Source organism: Reichenbachiella sp. 5M10 (assembly GCF_002742335.1).
Lineage (GTDB): Bacteria > Bacteroidota > Bacteroidia > Cytophagales > Cyclobacteriaceae > Reichenbachiella.
In genome coordinates this window covers 2,326,595-2,344,879 of record NZ_MDGR01000007.1, presented here as the reverse complement: position 1 = coordinate 2,344,879, position 18,285 = coordinate 2,326,595, and the positions used below count along the sequence as shown (strand labels likewise).

At 46.5% G+C, this 18,285-nt stretch carries 13 protein-coding genes; 8 read left to right on the top strand and 5 right to left on the bottom strand.

What is annotated here, in order from left to right; genetic code table 11:
- Window positions 1–56 precede the first annotated feature (56 nt).
- Window positions 57–1,538, top strand: a complete 1,482-nt coding sequence (ilvC, locus tag BFP72_RS09475; RefSeq protein WP_099598909.1) for a ketol-acid reductoisomerase — start codon at window positions 57–59, stop codon at window positions 1,536–1,538.
- A gap of 102 nt (window positions 1,539–1,640) precedes the next feature.
- Here ilvC and BFP72_RS09470 read toward each other — a convergent pair whose 3' ends face one another.
- From BFP72_RS09470 to BFP72_RS09460, 3 genes are all read right to left on the bottom strand, one after another.
- Window positions 1,641–2,702 (bottom strand): patatin-like phospholipase family protein, encoded by a 1,062-nt coding sequence (locus BFP72_RS09470; RefSeq protein ID WP_099598908.1) that lies wholly within the window; start codon window positions 2,700–2,702, stop codon window positions 1,641–1,643.
- 113 nt (window positions 2,703–2,815) lie between these two features.
- Window positions 2,816–4,414, bottom strand: a complete 1,599-nt coding sequence (locus BFP72_RS09465) for an NAD(P)/FAD-dependent oxidoreductase (RefSeq protein ID WP_099598907.1) — start codon at window positions 4,412–4,414, stop codon at window positions 2,816–2,818.
- Between the two features lie 289 nt (window positions 4,415–4,703).
- Entirely contained in the window at window positions 4,704–6,203 is a 1,500-nt protein-coding gene (locus BFP72_RS09460) for a PD40 domain-containing protein (protein ID WP_099598906.1), read from the bottom strand.
- A 232-nt stretch (window positions 6,204–6,435) separates the two neighbouring features.
- Between BFP72_RS09460 and BFP72_RS09455 the strand changes: the two genes are divergently transcribed.
- Entirely contained in the window at window positions 6,436–7,968 is a 1,533-nt protein-coding gene (locus BFP72_RS09455; protein WP_255397187.1) for a peptide MFS transporter, read from the top strand.
- A gap of 68 nt (window positions 7,969–8,036) precedes the next feature.
- The gene (locus tag BFP72_RS09450) at window positions 8,037–9,272 is read left to right on the top strand and encodes a hypothetical protein (RefSeq protein ID WP_099598905.1); all 1,236 of its coding nucleotides are present in this window, start codon (window positions 8,037–8,039) and stop codon (window positions 9,270–9,272) included.
- A gap of 3 nt (window positions 9,273–9,275) precedes the next feature.
- Here BFP72_RS09450 and hrpB read toward each other — a convergent pair whose 3' ends face one another.
- Together hrpB and BFP72_RS09440 are read right to left on the bottom strand one after the other, a co-directional pair.
- Window positions 9,276–11,759, bottom strand: coding sequence for an ATP-dependent helicase HrpB (gene hrpB, locus BFP72_RS09445; protein ID WP_099598904.1), 2,484 nt, complete (start codon window positions 11,757–11,759; stop codon window positions 9,276–9,278).
- 206 nt (window positions 11,760–11,965) lie between these two features.
- Window positions 11,966–12,472, bottom strand: coding sequence for a peptidylprolyl isomerase (locus BFP72_RS09440; RefSeq protein ID WP_099598903.1), 507 nt, complete (start codon window positions 12,470–12,472; stop codon window positions 11,966–11,968).
- A gap of 148 nt (window positions 12,473–12,620) precedes the next feature.
- Here BFP72_RS09440 and BFP72_RS09435 point away from each other — a divergent pair, with 148 nt between their 5' ends.
- The 5 genes from BFP72_RS09435 (at window position 12,621) to BFP72_RS09415 (ending at window position 18,136) form a co-directional block, all read left to right on the top strand.
- Complete coding sequence (locus BFP72_RS09435) at window positions 12,621–12,830, top strand: hypothetical protein (RefSeq protein ID WP_099598902.1); 210 nt, start codon at window positions 12,621–12,623, stop codon at window positions 12,828–12,830.
- A 259-nt stretch (window positions 12,831–13,089) separates the two neighbouring features.
- The gene (locus BFP72_RS09430; protein ID WP_099598901.1) at window positions 13,090–14,088 is read left to right on the top strand and encodes an LLM class flavin-dependent oxidoreductase; all 999 of its coding nucleotides are present in this window, start codon (window positions 13,090–13,092) and stop codon (window positions 14,086–14,088) included.
- A gap of 90 nt (window positions 14,089–14,178) precedes the next feature.
- The gene (locus BFP72_RS09425; RefSeq protein ID WP_099598900.1) at window positions 14,179–15,702 is read left to right on the top strand and encodes a carbon-nitrogen hydrolase family protein; all 1,524 of its coding nucleotides are present in this window, start codon (window positions 14,179–14,181) and stop codon (window positions 15,700–15,702) included.
- Between the two features lie 128 nt (window positions 15,703–15,830).
- Window positions 15,831–16,622, top strand: coding sequence for a rhamnogalacturonan acetylesterase (locus BFP72_RS09420; RefSeq protein WP_099598899.1), 792 nt, complete (start codon window positions 15,831–15,833; stop codon window positions 16,620–16,622).
- A 212-nt stretch (window positions 16,623–16,834) separates the two neighbouring features.
- Window positions 16,835–18,136, top strand: a complete 1,302-nt coding sequence (locus BFP72_RS09415) for a sodium:proton antiporter (RefSeq protein WP_099598898.1) — start codon at window positions 16,835–16,837, stop codon at window positions 18,134–18,136.
- Window positions 18,137–18,285 lie beyond the last annotated feature (149 nt).

The window sequence follows — 18,285 nt, the reverse complement described above, 5'->3', positions numbered from 1 at the left end:
GGATGATACACCTTTGTGTTATCGATATTTGATAGCATTATAAAAACATTAGATAAATGGGAAATTATTTCAACACACTACCGCTTAGAGAGCAACTCAATCAGCTCGGCGTATGTGAATTCATGGATGGTTCGGAGTTCAACGATGGCGTTGAGGCTTTGAAAGGGAAGAAAATTGTCATCGTAGGTGCTGGTGCACAAGGCCTCAATCAAGGGCTCAACATGAGAGATTCTGGATTGGATATCTCTTATGCATTGCGTCAAGCAGCGATCGATGAGAAGAGAGCTTCTTTCGTCAACACTTCTGAAGCAGGGTTTACAGTTGGTACGTATGATGACTTGATCCCTACGGCTGATTTGGTGATCAACTTGACACCAGACAAGCAGCACACCGCTGTAGTGAAGGCTGTGATGCCATTGATGAAAAAAGGTTCTGCGCTTTCATACTCTCACGGGTTCAACATCGTGGAAGAAGGTACAATCATCAGAGAAGATATCACCGTGATCATGGTGGCGCCTAAGTCTCCTGGATCAGAAGTAAGACACGAATACCAAAGAGGATTTGGTGTACCGACATTGATCGCAGTGCACCCAGAAAACGATCCAGAAGGTAAAGGTTGGGCGTATGCCAAAGCGTATGCTGCTGCAACTGGTGGACACAGAGCGGGATGTTTGAAATCATCATTCGTCGCAGAAGTAAAATCTGATTTGATGGGAGAGCAGACGATTCTTTGTGGTCTGTTGCAGACTGGATCTATCCTATGCTTTGACAAGATGACCGAGAAAGGTGTAGACGCGGGTTGGGCATCTAAATTCATCCAATACGGATGGGAAGTGATCACCGAATCACTCAAGCACGGTGGCGTGTCTGGTATGGTAGATAGATTGTCTAACCCAGCCAAAATCAAGTGTTTTGAGATCTCTGAGGAGTTGAAAGACATCATGAGACCGCTATTCCAAAAGCACCAAGACGATATCATGTCAGGTGAGTTTTCATCTACGATGATGAAAGATTGGTCTGAGGATGACAAGAACCTATTGAACTGGAGAGCTTTGACAGGTGAGACCAATTTCGAGAAAACCGCAGCTGCGGACGTAGAGATCACTGAGCAAGAGTTCTATGACAAAGGTCTATTGATGGTTGCTATGGTGAGAGCAGGTGTAGAGTTGGCTTATGAGACGATGACTGAAGCAGGAATCAAAGGTGAGTCTGCATACTACGAGTCACTACATGAGACGCCATTGATCGCCAACACGATCGCTAGAAAGAAATTGTTCGAGATGAACAGAGTGATCTCTGATACTGCGGAGTATGGATGTTACTTATTCGATCACGCATGTAAGCCACTATTGGGAGACTTCATGAAGTCAGTAGATACGGATGTCATCGGCAAGGATTACAACGAGACTGTAGATGGTCAGGTAGATAATGTGACTTTGATCCAAATCAATGAGAAGTTGAGGTCACATGATATCGAGAAAGTAGGGGCAAGATTGCGTAAGGCAATGACCTCTATGAAGCAAATTGCTTTGGGATAATCTGATTTGGATTGTTCAAAGAAGACTTTTAGTTAAAACTTGGAAGCTCATACCGATTCGGTATGAGCTTCTTTTTTTGCTCACTTTGTCGACAGAGAGGAATCAGGTGGTGGGGTCGATCCCAGCATCTTTGACCAGCATTTCGATGAATTCATCTAGGCCTTCGTGATGTATCGAATGTTCCAAACTTTCTTGTGCGGCTTGTTGTAGTTTACGTATGTTGTCTGGGCTGGCGTCAGCCATGTCTGATGAGTAGCTGTTGCGCAGGTCGTTGGGGACATCAACCCTTAGGTATTGCTTTTGTCCCTTTTTACTGAGGGTATTGAAGATGCTCTGTATCTGATAGGCTACCGTATCCGCACTGCCGTCCATCATGATGTTGGGCACGTTTTCGGCCCATTTGAGGATCCCCCATTCTTTGCTGCGACTGACTCCTCCGATTTTGAGATTGCCACCTCCTGTGCCTACGGAGAGGATCATCATGTCTTGGGCGGAAGGGGCTTGTATCGGACCTTCTTTGGTGTCTCGTACTTCTGCATAGGCACACATGGTAGGATTATTGGCAAACACCCCTCCATCGAGATTGATCATGTTGTGAGCAGGGTCTACGAGGTTTTTTATTTTGGCTGGAGGAAAGTAAGTGGGAGCGGCAGAAGTAGATCTTGCCACGTCACGGACATAGAATTCCCGTTTTTTGGATTCTGGTTCTCGGCTAGAGAAGAAGAAGGTGCTTTCCGTCTGTAGGTTGTAGGTGGTGATCATGGCAGGTTTGAGCAACTGGCGGAGCTTGAGGTCTCCAAAAGTTTCTTTGGCCACTTTTTCTAGGTACTTAGGACTGTACTGTGTTGCGTTGAAGAGTCGTTTGATGCTGTAGTTTTTGACTTTGGACTGATTGAAGATACCATAGCCGTGCTCTAGGTAGAAGTTGAGTGCATCTGCGGCGGAGTACTTGGCTGAGACCCCATCGGTATCAGGGGTGAGGTAGATACACGACAAGATGCCCCCAGTACTGGTACCTGAGATGAAATCAAACAAGTCCGAAACACGTAGTTTGGGGTTGTTGGTGATCTCCTGTGCTTTTTCTTCGACATACTTGATGAAGGTCGCCGGGATGATTCCTCGGATTCCGCCTCCATCTAGACTGAGTACTTTTACTTTTTTCATGCGGATTAGGTGGGTTGGTGATGATTGTGTTTTTATCAACTAATCTAAGGCAATTGATATGCAAGTCAAATGATTGATAGGATTTATGTGTTCTGAGTGCCTGTGTCGTGTGTCTAGCCCACAGTCTTGTTCATGTCTTTGAATACCTTCCATACCCGAAATTTGAGAATCACAATGGCACAGAGCATGCCTGAGAGCATCGCCCCAGCTACACCTACGAGAGTGATATCCTGACCGACGAGTTTGAGTCCTTTGATTTTGGTTTGGGGTCGTAGGTAAGGTAGCTCGAACCGCTCAGGAGTGTGGGCTAGTCCGTAGATCTCTCCGGTCTGGTAGCCAGTGAAGTGTCTTGTGGATAGCGGAGTACTGACCTCTGCATAGGTCACGTGTCCTTTGATTTGTGGGACGAGCTCGTAGAGTTTTTCCAACATGGTGGTTTTGAAGTGCTCCTTTTTTTGCTGGTATTTTTCTTCTCTGTTGCGCCAGGGCTGTTGGTCGTAGGCCTGGAACCATTCGTATCGGCCTACGGAGATCGCTTGGATCGTGGCAGTGTTGGGGTGTTTTTTGCCCCACCGAGGGTCTTTGGCCGACGGGAAGGAGACATAGGAAAATTTCTTAGCGGTGTTGTTTTCAGTGATACTGTTGATGTCTGCAGAGTAGATTTGGGTTTCGTAGCTCCAGATATTGTGTTTAGGAAGATTCAGTTGTTCGTCCGATTGATCGAGACCTATATAGAGGCATAGATGTGCACTCGAAGCTTTGGTTTCGTTCGGGGCAATGACTTGTTGTTTTCGAGCCTCTTCGTTGAGGAGTTTTCCGAAGGTGTTTTTGATGCCCACATTGCTAATCACACTGCGACAAGGGATGAATTTGTCTTTGATGCGGATGCCGGAGACTCGTCCTTTGGTAGTGATGATTTCTGTTACGGGGGCGTTGATGAAGGTTTTTCCGCCAAGTCGGCGAAAAGTCTCCAATGCACAATTGGCGATCTCTTCGCTCCCTCCGTGAGGATAGTAGCCCCCCTCCATGAAATGACCAGTCACCATAGCGTGTGCGGCGAAACTACTCTCTTTTGGAGGAAGACCGTAATTGCCACATTGCCCGCAGAGCACGGCAATCAATCGTCGGTTGGTTGTGAGTGTTTGGAGTGTCTCGAGAGTAGTCTTACGGTAGTATTGGGCGTATACTCCTCGAAACAGTCTGCCCAGTGTTTGACTCAAAAATGGTTCGAAACTTTTTTCAAAGAAAAAAGCACTACCCCATGCATTGGCTTTTTTGATCAAAGAAAGGTACGCGTCGATGGCTTGATGCTCGTCTGGGAAGTACTCCTTCATTCGTTGACGAAAATTCTCTTCACCTGCGGGGATCTCGTATCGATCTTTTCCGATGATGACTACATCGTAGATCTCTCCCATGGATGCCCAGTCGAGTTGACGATTGGTGAGGAAGTCCATGAGTTTGCGCAGACCGTGCCCCTTGTGCATGTTGCCCATGTAGTGGACTCCCACATCCCATTTCATACCGTCTTTTCGTTTGAAGGCATGCGTGAACCCACCGGGCACATAGTGCTGCTCGAAGATGGCGACTTTTTTTCCTGCTTTGGCGAGCCAAGTACCGAGCGTCATAGCTCCCATACCCGAACCGATGATGAGGTGATCGAATCCCGTATGGTCATCGGTGATGGAGAAGGAAGCGTATGGTTTATTTTGCATAGATGTCAGTACTTCGAAGGTGGTAGATGCCTGTCCCTGAAGTTCGTTCCAAGATAGGGGCTAGCGCACCGATATGCTACACTTGCACCAAATAGTTCTAAGACTGGTTTCCGAGAGATGAACTTTTAGTCTATGCAGTTGAATGTTTTTTTGATCGTTATGGGTTGGGAACCAACGAATTTTGGAGTGGTTTCAACAGGTTATATTTCTTCATGGGGCTTTATTTATTCTAGTTTTTACAGTTTGAAATTGGGCACAGCATTCAAACCATAGGCTAGAGGTATATAGGCTAATTGCTTGAGTTGGAGACAAAAGCGATTTTCTTGCTGTCAGGAGACCAGCTCGGTACGTTGATAGTACCTTGCCCGCCATAGAGGTAACCGATGACTCTCGGTTTGCCACCCTCGTAGGGTATGATCCTGAGTAGACAATGCTGGTAGAAGGGGTGGTCGTTGGGATCTATCCCTTTGGGGAAGGAGATGAATACTATCCATTGCATGTCTGGACTGATGTGAGGGAACCAGTCGTTGTATTCGTCATAGGTAAGTTGTGTTTGATTTTTACCTTTGGCATCCATTCTCCATAGTTGCATGGTACCTGTACGCACTGAGTTGAAGAAGATATATCGGCCATCAGGGCTGTATTCAGAGCCGTCATCGAGTGTTTTTTGATTGGTGAGCTGTTTCTCTTTTCCAGACAAGACTTCTACTTCATAAATATCGTATTGTCCGTTTCGATCTCCTGTGAAGAGAATTTTTTGTTTGTCTGGTGACCAGCCATGTAGATAGGATGCACCTCGGCCTGACTGGGTGACTTGAGTCGGTGTATCACTGCCAGTGGTGGGGAGGTAGTAGATGGTCGAGTTGCCTTGGTCTGCATCGTTGTGATGACTGATACCGATCAGACTACCGTCGAAGGTCAGTACGTGATCGTTGTTGTTGCGCGTTGCAAATCCAGTGTTGAGCACTTCGATTTGTTTGGAGGCTAGCTCGTAGGTATAGAGACGGCCTTTGGAGTTGAAAACTAATTTTTCGCCATCAGGAGTCCAATTAGGGGCTTGTATGGAGTGGGCAGATTCGTAGATGATCTCGCGATGACCCGTAGCGACATCCATGAGCTCTAGACGACTACCGAGGTAGTCTTGGTAGGGGACGAGACTGGCGGGGGCAGGCTTTACGATACGTACGTTTCGGAATGTTGCAGTTTCTACGATATCGGAGTTGTGAGAGCAGACATATAGTCCTACATATACCTCTTGATCCATGACCATCTCGTCCAGGCGGACGGTAGTGAATGGCTCACCAAACCTTGCTGTAGATACAAGGAAGGTGTTGCCGCGTCGTTCTAGTTGGATGACTTGTGGGTGTGAATCGGTAGAAACGATCTCTTGTGTGTCTCCAGTATCAGTAGGGCGGTATTGAAGCGAGGTGAGTCCGTCACCGTGTAGGCTAGCGTTGACATGTTTGGTGTGAGGGAGGAGGTCGTTTTTGATGATCCATCCTGCTTTGCGATGTGGGTCTACGCCGTATCCATGGAATGAAACTTCTGCCCGAAGGATGAAATCCCCCTGGAGGGTTGTCCATAGATAATGAAACTGATCAGTATTCCCCCACATGTTGACTCCTGACCCTCCGATCGTGTAAGTTTGGTTGGCTGGGCTGTAAGAGGCGAACCCTTTGTTTTGGCATGTCCCAATGTCCGTACTTTGGTCAAATAGGCCCAGCATGCTTTGCCCAAAGGACAGTGTGGCCAGCAGGAGGCTGAGTAGGAAGAGTGTCAGATGTTTCATTGTTTCGAAATTGCTCAGTATCAAAGATCGGTGAGTATACTAAGATTAGGGAGGAGAAATAGCACAAATAGCGAGGCGTAGTAATTCAACCGCTACAAGTTGATAGTGTCATCATATGTCAGAGAGTTGACGATGAGGTGATCGTCAGAGAAATTGCAAGAACTACGTAGACGGTATCAGGCCATCTGAGATGATTGTATATATTAGCAAATCCAAAAAAATGATAAAGATTATGAACGAGGCGAACGTACAAGAAACACCCCAACTGATGGGACATCCCAAAGGACTTTTCTATCTCTTTTTTGCTGAGTTATGGGAGCGATTTAGTTTCTATGGCATGCGGGCTTTATTGATGGTGTACATGACCGAAGAAGTGTATCGTTCGCTCGTCGAGCGTGATGCCATAGCATCTACGATCTATGCGGCCTATGGGGCGCTGGTGTACGCAACCCCTGTCATCGGAGGGATGCTCGCTGATCGCTTGCTGGGTTATCGTAGGGCGATATTGTTGGGAGGTGTTGCGATGGCACTGGGGCATTTTGTCTTGGCTTTCGACAACCAAATCTGTTTTTTCTTGGCGTTAGCCTTGTTGATCGTAGGCAATGGCCTTTTCAAGCCGAACATTTCATCTTTTGTCGGGGCACTCTATCCAGAGGGAGACAAACGCCGTGATTCAGGGTTTACGATTTTCTACATGGGGATCAATATTGGTGCTTTCGTAGCACCACTGATGTGTGGCTGGTTGGGTATGGCCTATGGCTGGCACTATGGTTTTGGTGCAGCAGGTATCGGTATGTTGGCTGGATTGGTTGTGTTTCAGTCTGGTTTGAAGACAGGTGTGTTTGGCTCGCATGGCTATGCACCTGACGAAGACTATTTGAATCAAAAGTTCGTAGGGGTCGCGATCAAACGATGGGTTCCCATCGTAGCGATTGTGCTCGTACCTACGATCGCTGCGATCATGTATTATGGAGAGATGACCTTGCCATGGTTGGGGACTTTTCACTATGAGGGACAGATTGTTGAGTATATTTTCTATGTGATTTTGATTGTGATCTTGGGGGTGATTTTCAGTACGATGGCTCAGGTCAGTAGACCAGAGAAACAAAAGCTGTTGGTGATCGTGCTACTCACGATGTTTATGACAATGTTTTGGGGCGGGTATGAATTATCGGGTAGCACACTGACTCTTTTTGCTCTTCGCAATGTTGACCTAATAGGAATCAATGCCTCTCAGACCAATTCGATTACAGGGTTGTACATTATCATGATGGCAGTGCCATTTTCATGGGTATGGGTGAAGCTATCCAAGATGAAAGCCAATCCTTTTACTCCGTTCAAATTTGCTTTTGGGCTATTGCTGCTGGGAGGAGGATTTGCCGTGTTTGCATGGAGTGGTAGCTTTGCCAATGAATTGGGCAAAGTGCCAATGATTTTTATGATGTTGGGTTATTTGTTGTTCTCTACGGGAGAACTATTCATGTCTCCTGTAGGTTTGTCCAAAGTCACCGAGTTGTCACCCAAGAAAGTCGTGGGTTTCATGATGGGGGTATGGTTTCTCTCTTCTGCATTTGCTTTTCGAATCGTCGGTGCGGTGGGCAAACTCTTGGCTGTGGGGGGGGCTGCCGAAGATGCCGATCCATTGGTGTCGCTGCAGGTCTATACCGATGGGTTTGAGAGTATTGCTTTCATTGTCCTCAGTGCGGCGGTACTGGCTTTTGTTTTGGCTCCTTTGATGAAGAAAATGATGCATGGCATTCATTGATGCTTGTTTTTGGTATGATATTTTCTAGGGATGTTAAGGAAAGGTTTCTATTGGACCAAACCCTGTGAATGATGCCCTATTTTAGAACAACACTCTTTTCATTTGTACAATTCCATATTTTTTTAGCTGCACTGTTTCTGATGACTATGTTGTCGGGGAGTGCTTTTGCACAAATGAAGCCTGGGTTTGCTCCAGACGAAGCGAGGGACCTTGTCGCTTTGTGCAATAGTTTCGGTTTTTTGGAGATGTATGATAGCGATGCAGACATCATTCCGGTCGGTTACCAGAGGGTGTTTAGTTCGGGGGTATTCGGGATGGACAACATGTATCAAGTCTACATCAAGGGGCAAACAGGGGTGATCAATTTCAGAGGGTCAACCGATGATCAAAAAAGCTGGTTGGCCAACTTTACGTCGGCCATGATTCCTGCCCAGGGAGAAATGATGTTGCGAGACCGTGTGTTTGCTTATCACATGTCCGAGGACACCACAGCTGCTATACATTCAGGATATGCAGTCGGGTTGGGCTTTTTGCAGGAGTCTTTGTTAGGTCAAGTCCAAGCGCTAAATGCCCGAGGGATTTATGATATTTATATCACAGGGCATAGTCAGGGAGGAGCGTTGGCTATTTTGACCATGGCTTACTTGCATGGACTTCCAGAAGCCACACTTTCTTCCCAAAACCGATTCAAGACCTATGCTTTTGCCAACCCAATGGTGGGAAATAAGAGTTTCTCGATCGATTACAACAGACGGTTTGCTGATACAGGATGGAGTTTTAGTGTCGTCAATTTGGCTGATCCAGTACCTAAACTACCCGTGAGTTATATGGAAGAAAAGGCTTTGTCTAGACAGGGGATTTCCTCTCTTCTAGGAGCCGAAGAAGGCTTTGATACGGGTGAATTACTCAAGAGTGCTTTTTTACAAACTTTTGAGCGCAAAGCCACTCAGTATCTGCAATCCTTCAGTTCGCATGCCAATCAGCGCATTGCAAAGGATTTGGGAGAGGTGATACTGCCTCCCTATGTGGACGACATCAACTACTACGTGACAGGGGTACGCAAAGAATTGTACCCTTTTGAGTACCCCAAGATACTTCGAGATTCGACGATTCTTGAGAACGATTCGTTGATGGCCGTGCTGCCTAGAGACAAGCAGGGCTATTTTGTGGACGAGAGTCTGTATCAAAAATCACCAACTTTTTACCAACACAAGCCACATAATTACTACGTGGCTGTATTGAAAGCCTATTTCCCAGAAGACTATCAGACCTTGTCTGTGAAGTGTCTTCCTGAAAACCTGTAGCGGCTATTTTTTTCGTTTGACTCCACGTATGGCCTGTTCTTGCCATGGGTCTTCGGGCCAGACGTGTTTAGGGTAGCGGCCTCTGAGGTCTTTGCGTACGTCGAAGTAGGCGTTGTTCCAGAAACTATTGAGGTCACCTGTGATCTGCACAGGCTTGTATCCGGGAGACAATAGATGCATCAAGACACTGGTTTTCCCCTCGTTAATTTTAGGTGTGTCAGCCAGCCCAAACACCTCCTGTAGGCGTACTGCCAATATCGGTGCACTGCCATCAGCAGCATAGTCCAATTTGATCTGCGAACCACTTGGTACACTGATCTTCATGGGTGCCAGTGTGTCGAGTTTGCCCTGGAGTGCATAGTCCAACGAATGCTTTAGTACCAATTTTAAATCTATTTTTTTGAGTGCCTCGGGTTTTTTGATGCCATCGAGGTAGGGTGCGAGCCATTCGTGGGTGGTGACGAGTAGGGTAGGTGTACTGACGTCAGGCCATGCTTGGCTAGGGTTCCATTTGCGTAGACTGAGTACACGATTTTGCCATTGGGTTACGCTTTCATCCCAGTTGAGGAGGCGTTCACCTTCTTTTTTGAGTGCGTCGCAGATCGCTTCTACTAGGCGAGACTCGTCGGGATCTGGCAGGGGAGTAGAGCGCAAAGTGATGCTTCCTATACGCATGTCCAGAGAGGCGATCAATCCCCCTTGGCGCGTGTCCCATGTGATGATTTCCTTTTCCTTGACGAGAGGCATCAGATCTCTCGGGTTGAGCGGTGATGCCATGAATATCTTGCCCATGCCGTCACGAGCATCCATGTGCGCTATGGCTAGCCAAGGTTCATTGGCTAGATCGTCGCGGTGACCGAGCATGGCATATTTTCCATTGGATAACTGAAACTGCGCATTGTTGCCTGGTCGGGCAAATGCGATACGTTCAGGATAGGCGTAGGAGAGCAATATACCGGTCTCATAGGAGTCGTGAGGTTCATTCTGTGCTTCTAGATCAAAGAGCTGTCGATATTGGTTGGCGATTTTTTCGATACGGGAAAACTTCCTACTTAGACGGTTTTCTCCACGTAATCTTCGTAGGACGTTGATGCGTTCGTTGATGTCCGTACCAGCTTCACGCCCGAGTGGATCACGCTCGTCTAGGAGTGCCGCAATATCACAGGCGAGAGGTACTAGCTCTTGTTCTTCTGCCATGAGTAGCATGTGTGCGATCCGCGGATGGCAGGGTAGCTCATGGAGACGTTTGCCATGGTCAGTGATCTTGTTATCTTGGAGTGCTTCGAGCTGATGCAGAAGGTCTTGGGCCTGGAGGACTGCGGCTTTAGGAGGAGGTGTGAGCCAAGTCATCTCGTGGATGTTGCTGATACCCCACTGCGCCATGTCGAGTACGAGGTTGGCGAGATCGGCTTCCATGATCTCTGGGGTGAGGTGCTTTTGGAGCCGATCTTGTGTGGCTTTGCTCCACATGCGGTAGCAGACGCCGGGACTGAGTCGTCCTGCACGTCCCGCGCGTTGATCGGCAGAGTCTTGGCTGATGTGTACCGTTTCGAGTTTGGACAGCCCGGATTTGATGTCAAACTTGGATGTACGTCCAAAGCCCGTATCTACGACGATTTTGATGCCTTCGATGGTCAAGCTTGTCTCAGCAATGGAGGTGGCTAGGACGATCTTGCGTTTGCCATCTCGGTTGGGCAGGATGGCGGCCATCTGTTTGCCGTGTGGCAAAGAACCATAGAGGGGCAGGATGGCAAAATCCCGCATGTCTTTGCGGAGGATTTCTTCACACTTCATGATTTCTCCCTGTCCAGGGAAAAAAGCAAGTACATCTCCCTCGTGTTTTTTGGTTGCTTTGCTGATGACTCGTGCGGCGAGCTCGGCCATCATCCATTCGTCCTGCTGGTCTTCATAGTAAACTTCAACAGGGTATTGCCGGCCTTTACTCTCCACGAGAGGGGCTTGGAGTAGCTCTGTGAGTTCGGTGGTGTTGAGCGTAGCGGACATGATCATGATCTTGAGATCTGGGCGTAGCACGTTTTGTGCTTCGCGACAGAGAGCAAGTGCTACATCCGCATGGATACTGCGCTCGTGAAATTCATCGAAAATCACCAAGGCCACATCTTCGATGGCATTGTCACTGTGTAGCATACGCGTGAGGATACCCTCCGTGACTACTTCGATCTTGGTGTGTTCACTGACTTTGTTGTCAAATCGAATGCGGTAGCCTACTGTTTTGCCGACAGGCTCCCCGATCAGCTCCGACATGCGTACAGCGATGGAGCGTGCGGCGAGTCGTCTTGGCTCTAGCATGATGATTTTTTTGCCTGTGAGCCACGACTCTTCTAGCAGTGCAAGTGGTAGCAAGGTACTCTTGCCTGCTCCTGGAGGTGCATGTACGATGAGGGTGTTTTCTTGAGCAAGGTGCTGCTGGGTAGGGGCTATGACCTCTGTGATGGGGAGGTCGATTTGGTATGGGTCAAAAGACATGTTGTTCGCTTAGCTATGAAGCTGCGAAATTACACAGACTGGGGTACAAAAGGTAACAACTCTTAGGAAGAGTGCGATGGAGAGTTGTGATGGGATCGATGGGCTGGCGCTGGAGTGATGTCAGTTGATGGTGCAGCTTGTAGTGAGATAAAAAAACGCCACTCGAAAGGAGTAGCGTTGTATGAAATATCGTTTGATCTATGTGCTTAGTGTTGGTGTCCACCCTCACCGTGTACGTGACCGTGATCTAGCTCTTCGGCTGTTGCTTCTCTCACTTCGATCACTTCGCCAGTGAAATAAAGGTCAACGCCAGCCATTGGGTGATTGAAGTCCATTTTCACATTTTCTTCATTGATCTCTAATACGAGCCCTTGCATGGGATTGCCTTCTTGGTCGTTCATAGGTAGGAAGGTTCCTACTTGCACTGCGTCAGCAATTTTGCCGTCTTCTCCTTGGAAGATATTGATGGGTAGGTCAACGATTGCATCAGGATTGGGGTCTCCGTATCCGTCTTCACTCTTGATGCCAAACTCAAAGCTAGCACCTATTTCTTGGTCGATAAGGTTTTCTTCGAATTGTGGCAATACTTGATTTGCACCGAACAGGAATACGAATGGCTCCTTGTTGTCGACTTCTTGGATGATTTCACCTTCTTTGTTACTCTCTTTTAATTGGTAAGTGATCGTTACCACTGAATTTTTTGAAATTTTCATGACGCGAAGTTAGGCTCTTTGGCTACAAATACCTTCCAAAATGAGTTTTTATGCCCTCATGTGCAAAATGGGCATAATACCTATGGGGTCTGGCACATCTCTTGGTAACTGCCTCACGTATTAATCACTGACTTAAATAATAAATACCATGAATGTGACAACAAATAGAGAAATAGAAAGATTGGCGATCCACAACATCGTCAAATGGGTAGGTGAAATTGATGAAAGAGAAGAGATCCTCCCACTCGGTAACCGAGAAGAAATGATGGCTTTGCTTGAAAATGCGAAAGGGCATGAGCTCAACAACGAAGAACGAATGATCGCAGCAGAGATGTTGGTCAACTCGGTAGTCAACTGAAGCAAGGGGCCGCTGGCTACACCTTGTCCACTCTATATAGACAAAAGGTGCGTTAATCCTTCCTGAATCAGGTGGATGGACGCACCTTTTTTATTGGCTACTAACTGGTCGTATGAAAAATTGGCCAGTGTGTATGGAGCTAGGGAGACTGGATCGAGATTGGTAAAACTTTTTTGAAAGATAGCAGTATGTAGTTAGGTGGCTGCATGTGGGGTCACCTTTATTCTTACATTTCTTTTCGTTTATACAGATACATTTCATGAGTAAAAGCTTCAAAAAAATTCCCTTGTCTGTTTTGGATTTGGCCGTGATCCGAGAGGGGTATGGACCAGCCGATTCGTTCCGTTTGGGATTGGATATAGCGCAGCGCGCCGAGCAATTAGGGTATCATCGGTATTGGCTTGCAGAGCATCACAATATGCCGAGTATTGCGAGTTCGGCTACTTCGGTGCTGATCGGTCACATAGCAGGAGGTACATCTTCGATTCGGGTAGGGTCTGGGGGAATCATGCTGCCCAATCATGCGCCGCTGATGGTGGCAGAGCAGTTTGGGACTTTGGCGTCTTTGTATCCAGACCGGATTGATTTAGGACTTGGTAGAGCGCCAGGAACGGATCAGCACACCGCAGCAGCCCTACAGCGAGATGACCAGGCGGCTTACAAGTTTCCTCAATCAGTGAGAGAGTTGCAAAACTACTTTTCTATCGATAACCAGCATGGTCAAGTGAGGGCCATACCAGGCGAAGGAGTAGATGTGCCTATGTGGATTTTAGGCTCAAGTACAGATAGTGCACATTTGGCGGCCTCTTTTGGTTTGCCTTACGCTTTTGCAAGTCATTTTTCCCCGACACAATTGCATCAGGCACTCAAAATCTACCGTGATAGTTTCAAACCCTCAGAGTACTTGAGCGAGCCCTATGCCATGGCTTGTGTCAATGTCATCGCAGCGGATCGTACCGAAGAGGCACAACTGATCGCTACTTCTATGCAGAAGGTATTTATGGGGATTTTGACTAGAGACCGTAGACCGTTGCAAGCTCCCGACCCAGGGTTTGTCTTGCCTACTGAATTTGAGTCGGTTTTGCAGCAGTTTTTGACCTATAGTTTTGTAGGAGATGCTACAGGAGTAGCACGAGATTTAGAGGAGTTTGTGCAGGCGACTCAGGTGGATGAGCTCATGGTAGTGTCGCACATATATGATCATGCAGCCAAAATACGGTCGCACGAAATCCTAATTGAAATCCAAGAAAAATTGTAGTATAAATCTTGGATCAATTTCTATCAAAAGGCTCAACAATACTGCGGCTTCCACGTAACTTCGCTTGGACGCATATTAGCCATTGATTGTATGAAACAAGCCATAGAAAATGTAGAGCTGCAATACCTCACACTTGACGATTATCAGGAACTGAAACGGGCCATGATAGAGGCCTATTCCAACTTGCCCAATTCATATTGGCAAGAAGAGCATATCAAGATTCTTATCAATAAGTTTCCAGAAGGACAGGTGGTCATCAAGGTCAACGGGCATTTGGCTGGTTGTGCATTATCGATCATCGTCAATTATGACAAGTTTGATGAGCATCATACGTATAGAGAGATTACGGACGATTATTCGTTCAAGACGCACACGAGTAAGGGAGATGTACTGTACGGGATCGATGTATTCATCAAATCAGAGTTTAGGGGCTTACGGTTGGGGCGCAGGCTATATGATTACCGCAAAGAACTCTGCGAACGGCTCAACCTGAGAAGTATCGTGTTTGGGGGACGTATCCCCAACTATCATAAGTATGCCAAGGAGCTTTCTCCCAAACAGTACATCGAGAAGGTGAAGCGCAAAGAGATTCAAGACCCTGTCTTGAATTTTCAGATATCGAATGATTTTCACCCCTCGAAAATCCTCAAAGGTTATCTCGAAGGAGATGAGGATTCCAATGAATTTGCTGTGCTTCTTGAATGGGACAATATCTACTATGAAAAAAAATCCAAGGTCGCGACTTCTCAAAAGAAAATCGTACGACTGGGATTGATTCAGTGGCAGATGCGTCCATACAAAAACCTAGAGGAGGTGATGCAGCAAGCAGAATACTTCATTGACGCAGTATCTGGGTATCGCTCGGACTTTGCCTTGTTTCCTGAGTTTTTTAATGCCCCGCTCATGGCGGAAAACAACCATCTCTCTGAATCAGAAGCGATTCGCGAGTTGTCTAAGCATACTGAGAAAATCGTTGAGAGATTTTCGGAGTTGGCAATATCCTACAATATCAACGTGATTACAGGCAGTATGCCCGAGATAAAGAACGATTTGCTCTACAATGTAGGATATCTCTGCAAACGAGACGGAAGTACAGAACGCTATGAAAAGCTGCACGTCACGCCTGATGAAGCGAAGGTTTGGGGTATGCAAGGTGGGAGTCAGTTGAGGACTTTTGATACAGACTGTGGGAAAATTGGCATTTTGATCTGCTATGACTCAGAGTTTCCAGAACTAAGTCGCATTCTTGCAGATCAGGGAATGGACATCTTGTTTGTGCCGTTTTTGACCGATACACAAAACGGCTACTCACGGGTGAGGCATTGTGCCCAAGCACGAGCCATCGAAAACGAATGCTATGTCGCTATTGCAGGAAGTGTAGGCAACTTGCCCAAGGTGCACAACATGGATATTCAGTATGCTCAGTCTATGGTGTTTACACCCTGTGACTTTTCGTTTCCAGCCAATGGCATCAAGGCAGAAGCAACCGCCAATACAGAGATGATTTTGATCGCAGATGTCGATATCGATCTCCTAAGAGAGCTCAATCAGTTTGGTAGTGTGCGCAACTTGCGCGACAGACGAAAGGATGTGTTTGATCTGAAACTGAAATAAGGGAGCTGTAAAATTATCGCTAAACACGTGTGTGAATTCAAGAATAAAAATTGAATACATGCACGTGTTTTTTTGAATAGCCCATCCGAAGATACTCATCTACCTTAGTGGATATAAATTCTACGGATATGAATGTAAAATTGAAACTTTCCTTGCTTCTAATTGTATTGGTATTGGGTTTGACCGCTGCGGTACGTCAACCCAAAACTGTGACGGTCTACCTCATTGGGGACTCGACCATGGCGGATTATAATCTCTACGAGGGGGATTACATGACTACACGGTATCCCCTCACGGGGTGGGGGCAGGTGTTTCAGCCTTTTTTTGTCTCAGATAGCTTGTCGCTAGTGCGTGGACTGATCTCCGCGGATAGTGTCAGGATAGATGATCGAGCCCGTGGGGGACGAAGCACGCGGACTTTTTTCCAAGAGGGAAGGTGGCGTGGCGTGTACGAAAGTCTGCAACAGGAGGATGTGGTACTGATGCAATTTGGTCACAACGATGCAGCAGTTGATAAAACGGAACGCTACGTGGATGTAGAAGGCTACAAGGAGTTTTTGCGCTTGTATATCAGTCAGACACTTGCCAAAGGTGCTATTCCGGTCGTTTTGACACCCGTCGCGCGCAATTATCCGTGGGAAAACGAACACCTCGAAAACGTACATGGCGATTACCCTCAGGCAGCCAAAGATGTCGCTGCTGAATATGGAGTGGAGCTGATCGATCTCAACCAACTGTCCATGGATGCTTTCAGTAGCAAAGGAAAAGTGTATGTCACGGAGAATTATTTTATGAATTTGTCTGCAGGACAATACGGCAATTACCCAGAAGGTAAGAGTGACAATACACACTTTCAACCAGAGGGAGCGCAAGCTGTCGCTCAATTGGTCTTCGACGCACTACAAGGGATCACTCGATGAGCACTCATCGTTCATCTCGACGTTGGTAGCTCATGGTGATACAGTATCTTGTCTGAATTGCCAGATTTGGAGGAGTGATCAAATAGCTGTTTAAACAGTTTAAAGTGCTTTTTTTGATTTTGTTCCGTATTAATACGGAGGATTATTTACCGTTATTCTCAGATTACTATTGAGGGGTGAGGGGGCTATCATTGTAAGAAAAATGAAACATTATGCACTTATTTGATGTCGTTGCTTTCCTGATCTTCCTGTCCGGTTTGTTTATTTTTTTAAACACCTTTTATCTCAAGATGCCTACTTCTGTTGGGTTGATGATTTTGACCTTGTTGCTGTCACTGACAGTGATGGTGCTGGGACATATGTTTCCCGAATATCACATCGCCGAACATGTCAAGGCTTTTGATTTTCGAGATGTCCTCAACCAGATTGTGATCAGTGTGATTCTATTTGCAGGAGGTCTTAAGATGAACATGAAGAAACTCGGTTCGCTCAAATTGACAGTGATTTTGTTGTCGATCGTCAGTGCCTTGATCTCAACTTTTGTGATTGGTTCGATTCTCTACGTTGTTCTTCATCAGCTAGGACTGGGAGTGAGTTACATGTACAGCTTGGTTTTTGGTGCGGTCATTTCATCTACTGATCCTATTTCGTCTGCCAATATCACGGGCAACTTCTATTTGCCCAAAAAACTGGAAACGAAAGTGGAGGGAGAGTCACTTTTCAACGGAGCTTTTTCGGTGGTGTTGGCTTTTGTTCTTTACCATGTCATGATGGTCTCAGAAGGGCACGATATGATTTTTACAGAGGTGACTCGTGTCGTATCCATCGAGATCTTGGGTGGTGTAGGGATTGGTATCGGGATGGGCTACATTGGATACTTGATTCTCAACTATATCGACAATGACGAAATGCATATCGAGGTGTTGATTACTATCGCATTGGTGATGGTTGGATCATTTATTTCGGAATACTTTGCGATCTACTCCAAACTTGTGGCCCTCATCATGGGATTGATGATAGGTAATCTCGGTCGTGTCGATCAAAAGAATCCCGATGCAAAGGGAGTAGTCAATGCCTATGTTTACAAGTTTTGGAACTTGATGGAGCAAACCATGGCTGTCATGCTCTTTGTATTGATGGGTTTGGAAATGCTCGTCATCGAGTGGCGGATGGATTGGTTTGCCATGGGGTTTCTGGCCGTCAATATTGTGCTGTTTGGCCGATGGTTGAGTATTTTTATACCAGTCAAGATCATGTCGATGACCGTGTCGTTTGATAAGGATACCGTGTCGGTGATGACTTGGGGGGCATTCAGGGGAGGTTTGCCGATTGCCTTGATTTTGGCTTTGGGAGATTTTGCGGGCAAAGAACTCATGATCACTATGACCTATGTGGTGGTGGTCTGTTCGATTCTTTTTCAAGGCTTCACTCTGCCTATCATGATGAAGGAAAAATTCTTGGGTCGTCGAGGCTTTGCCACCAAGGGACCACATATCAAAAAATACTTTTCATAGCCTATCAGAACCATCAAATACTGCGCAGAATTTTGCGCATACTACTCTAGGATAGTTCTATAGTGATGGAGGACCGTTTCACAAGCGTTTGAATCTTTCTAGTCCAAAGATTGCTTATGAAACGGCCTCTTTTTTTGTGAGTCAACTCT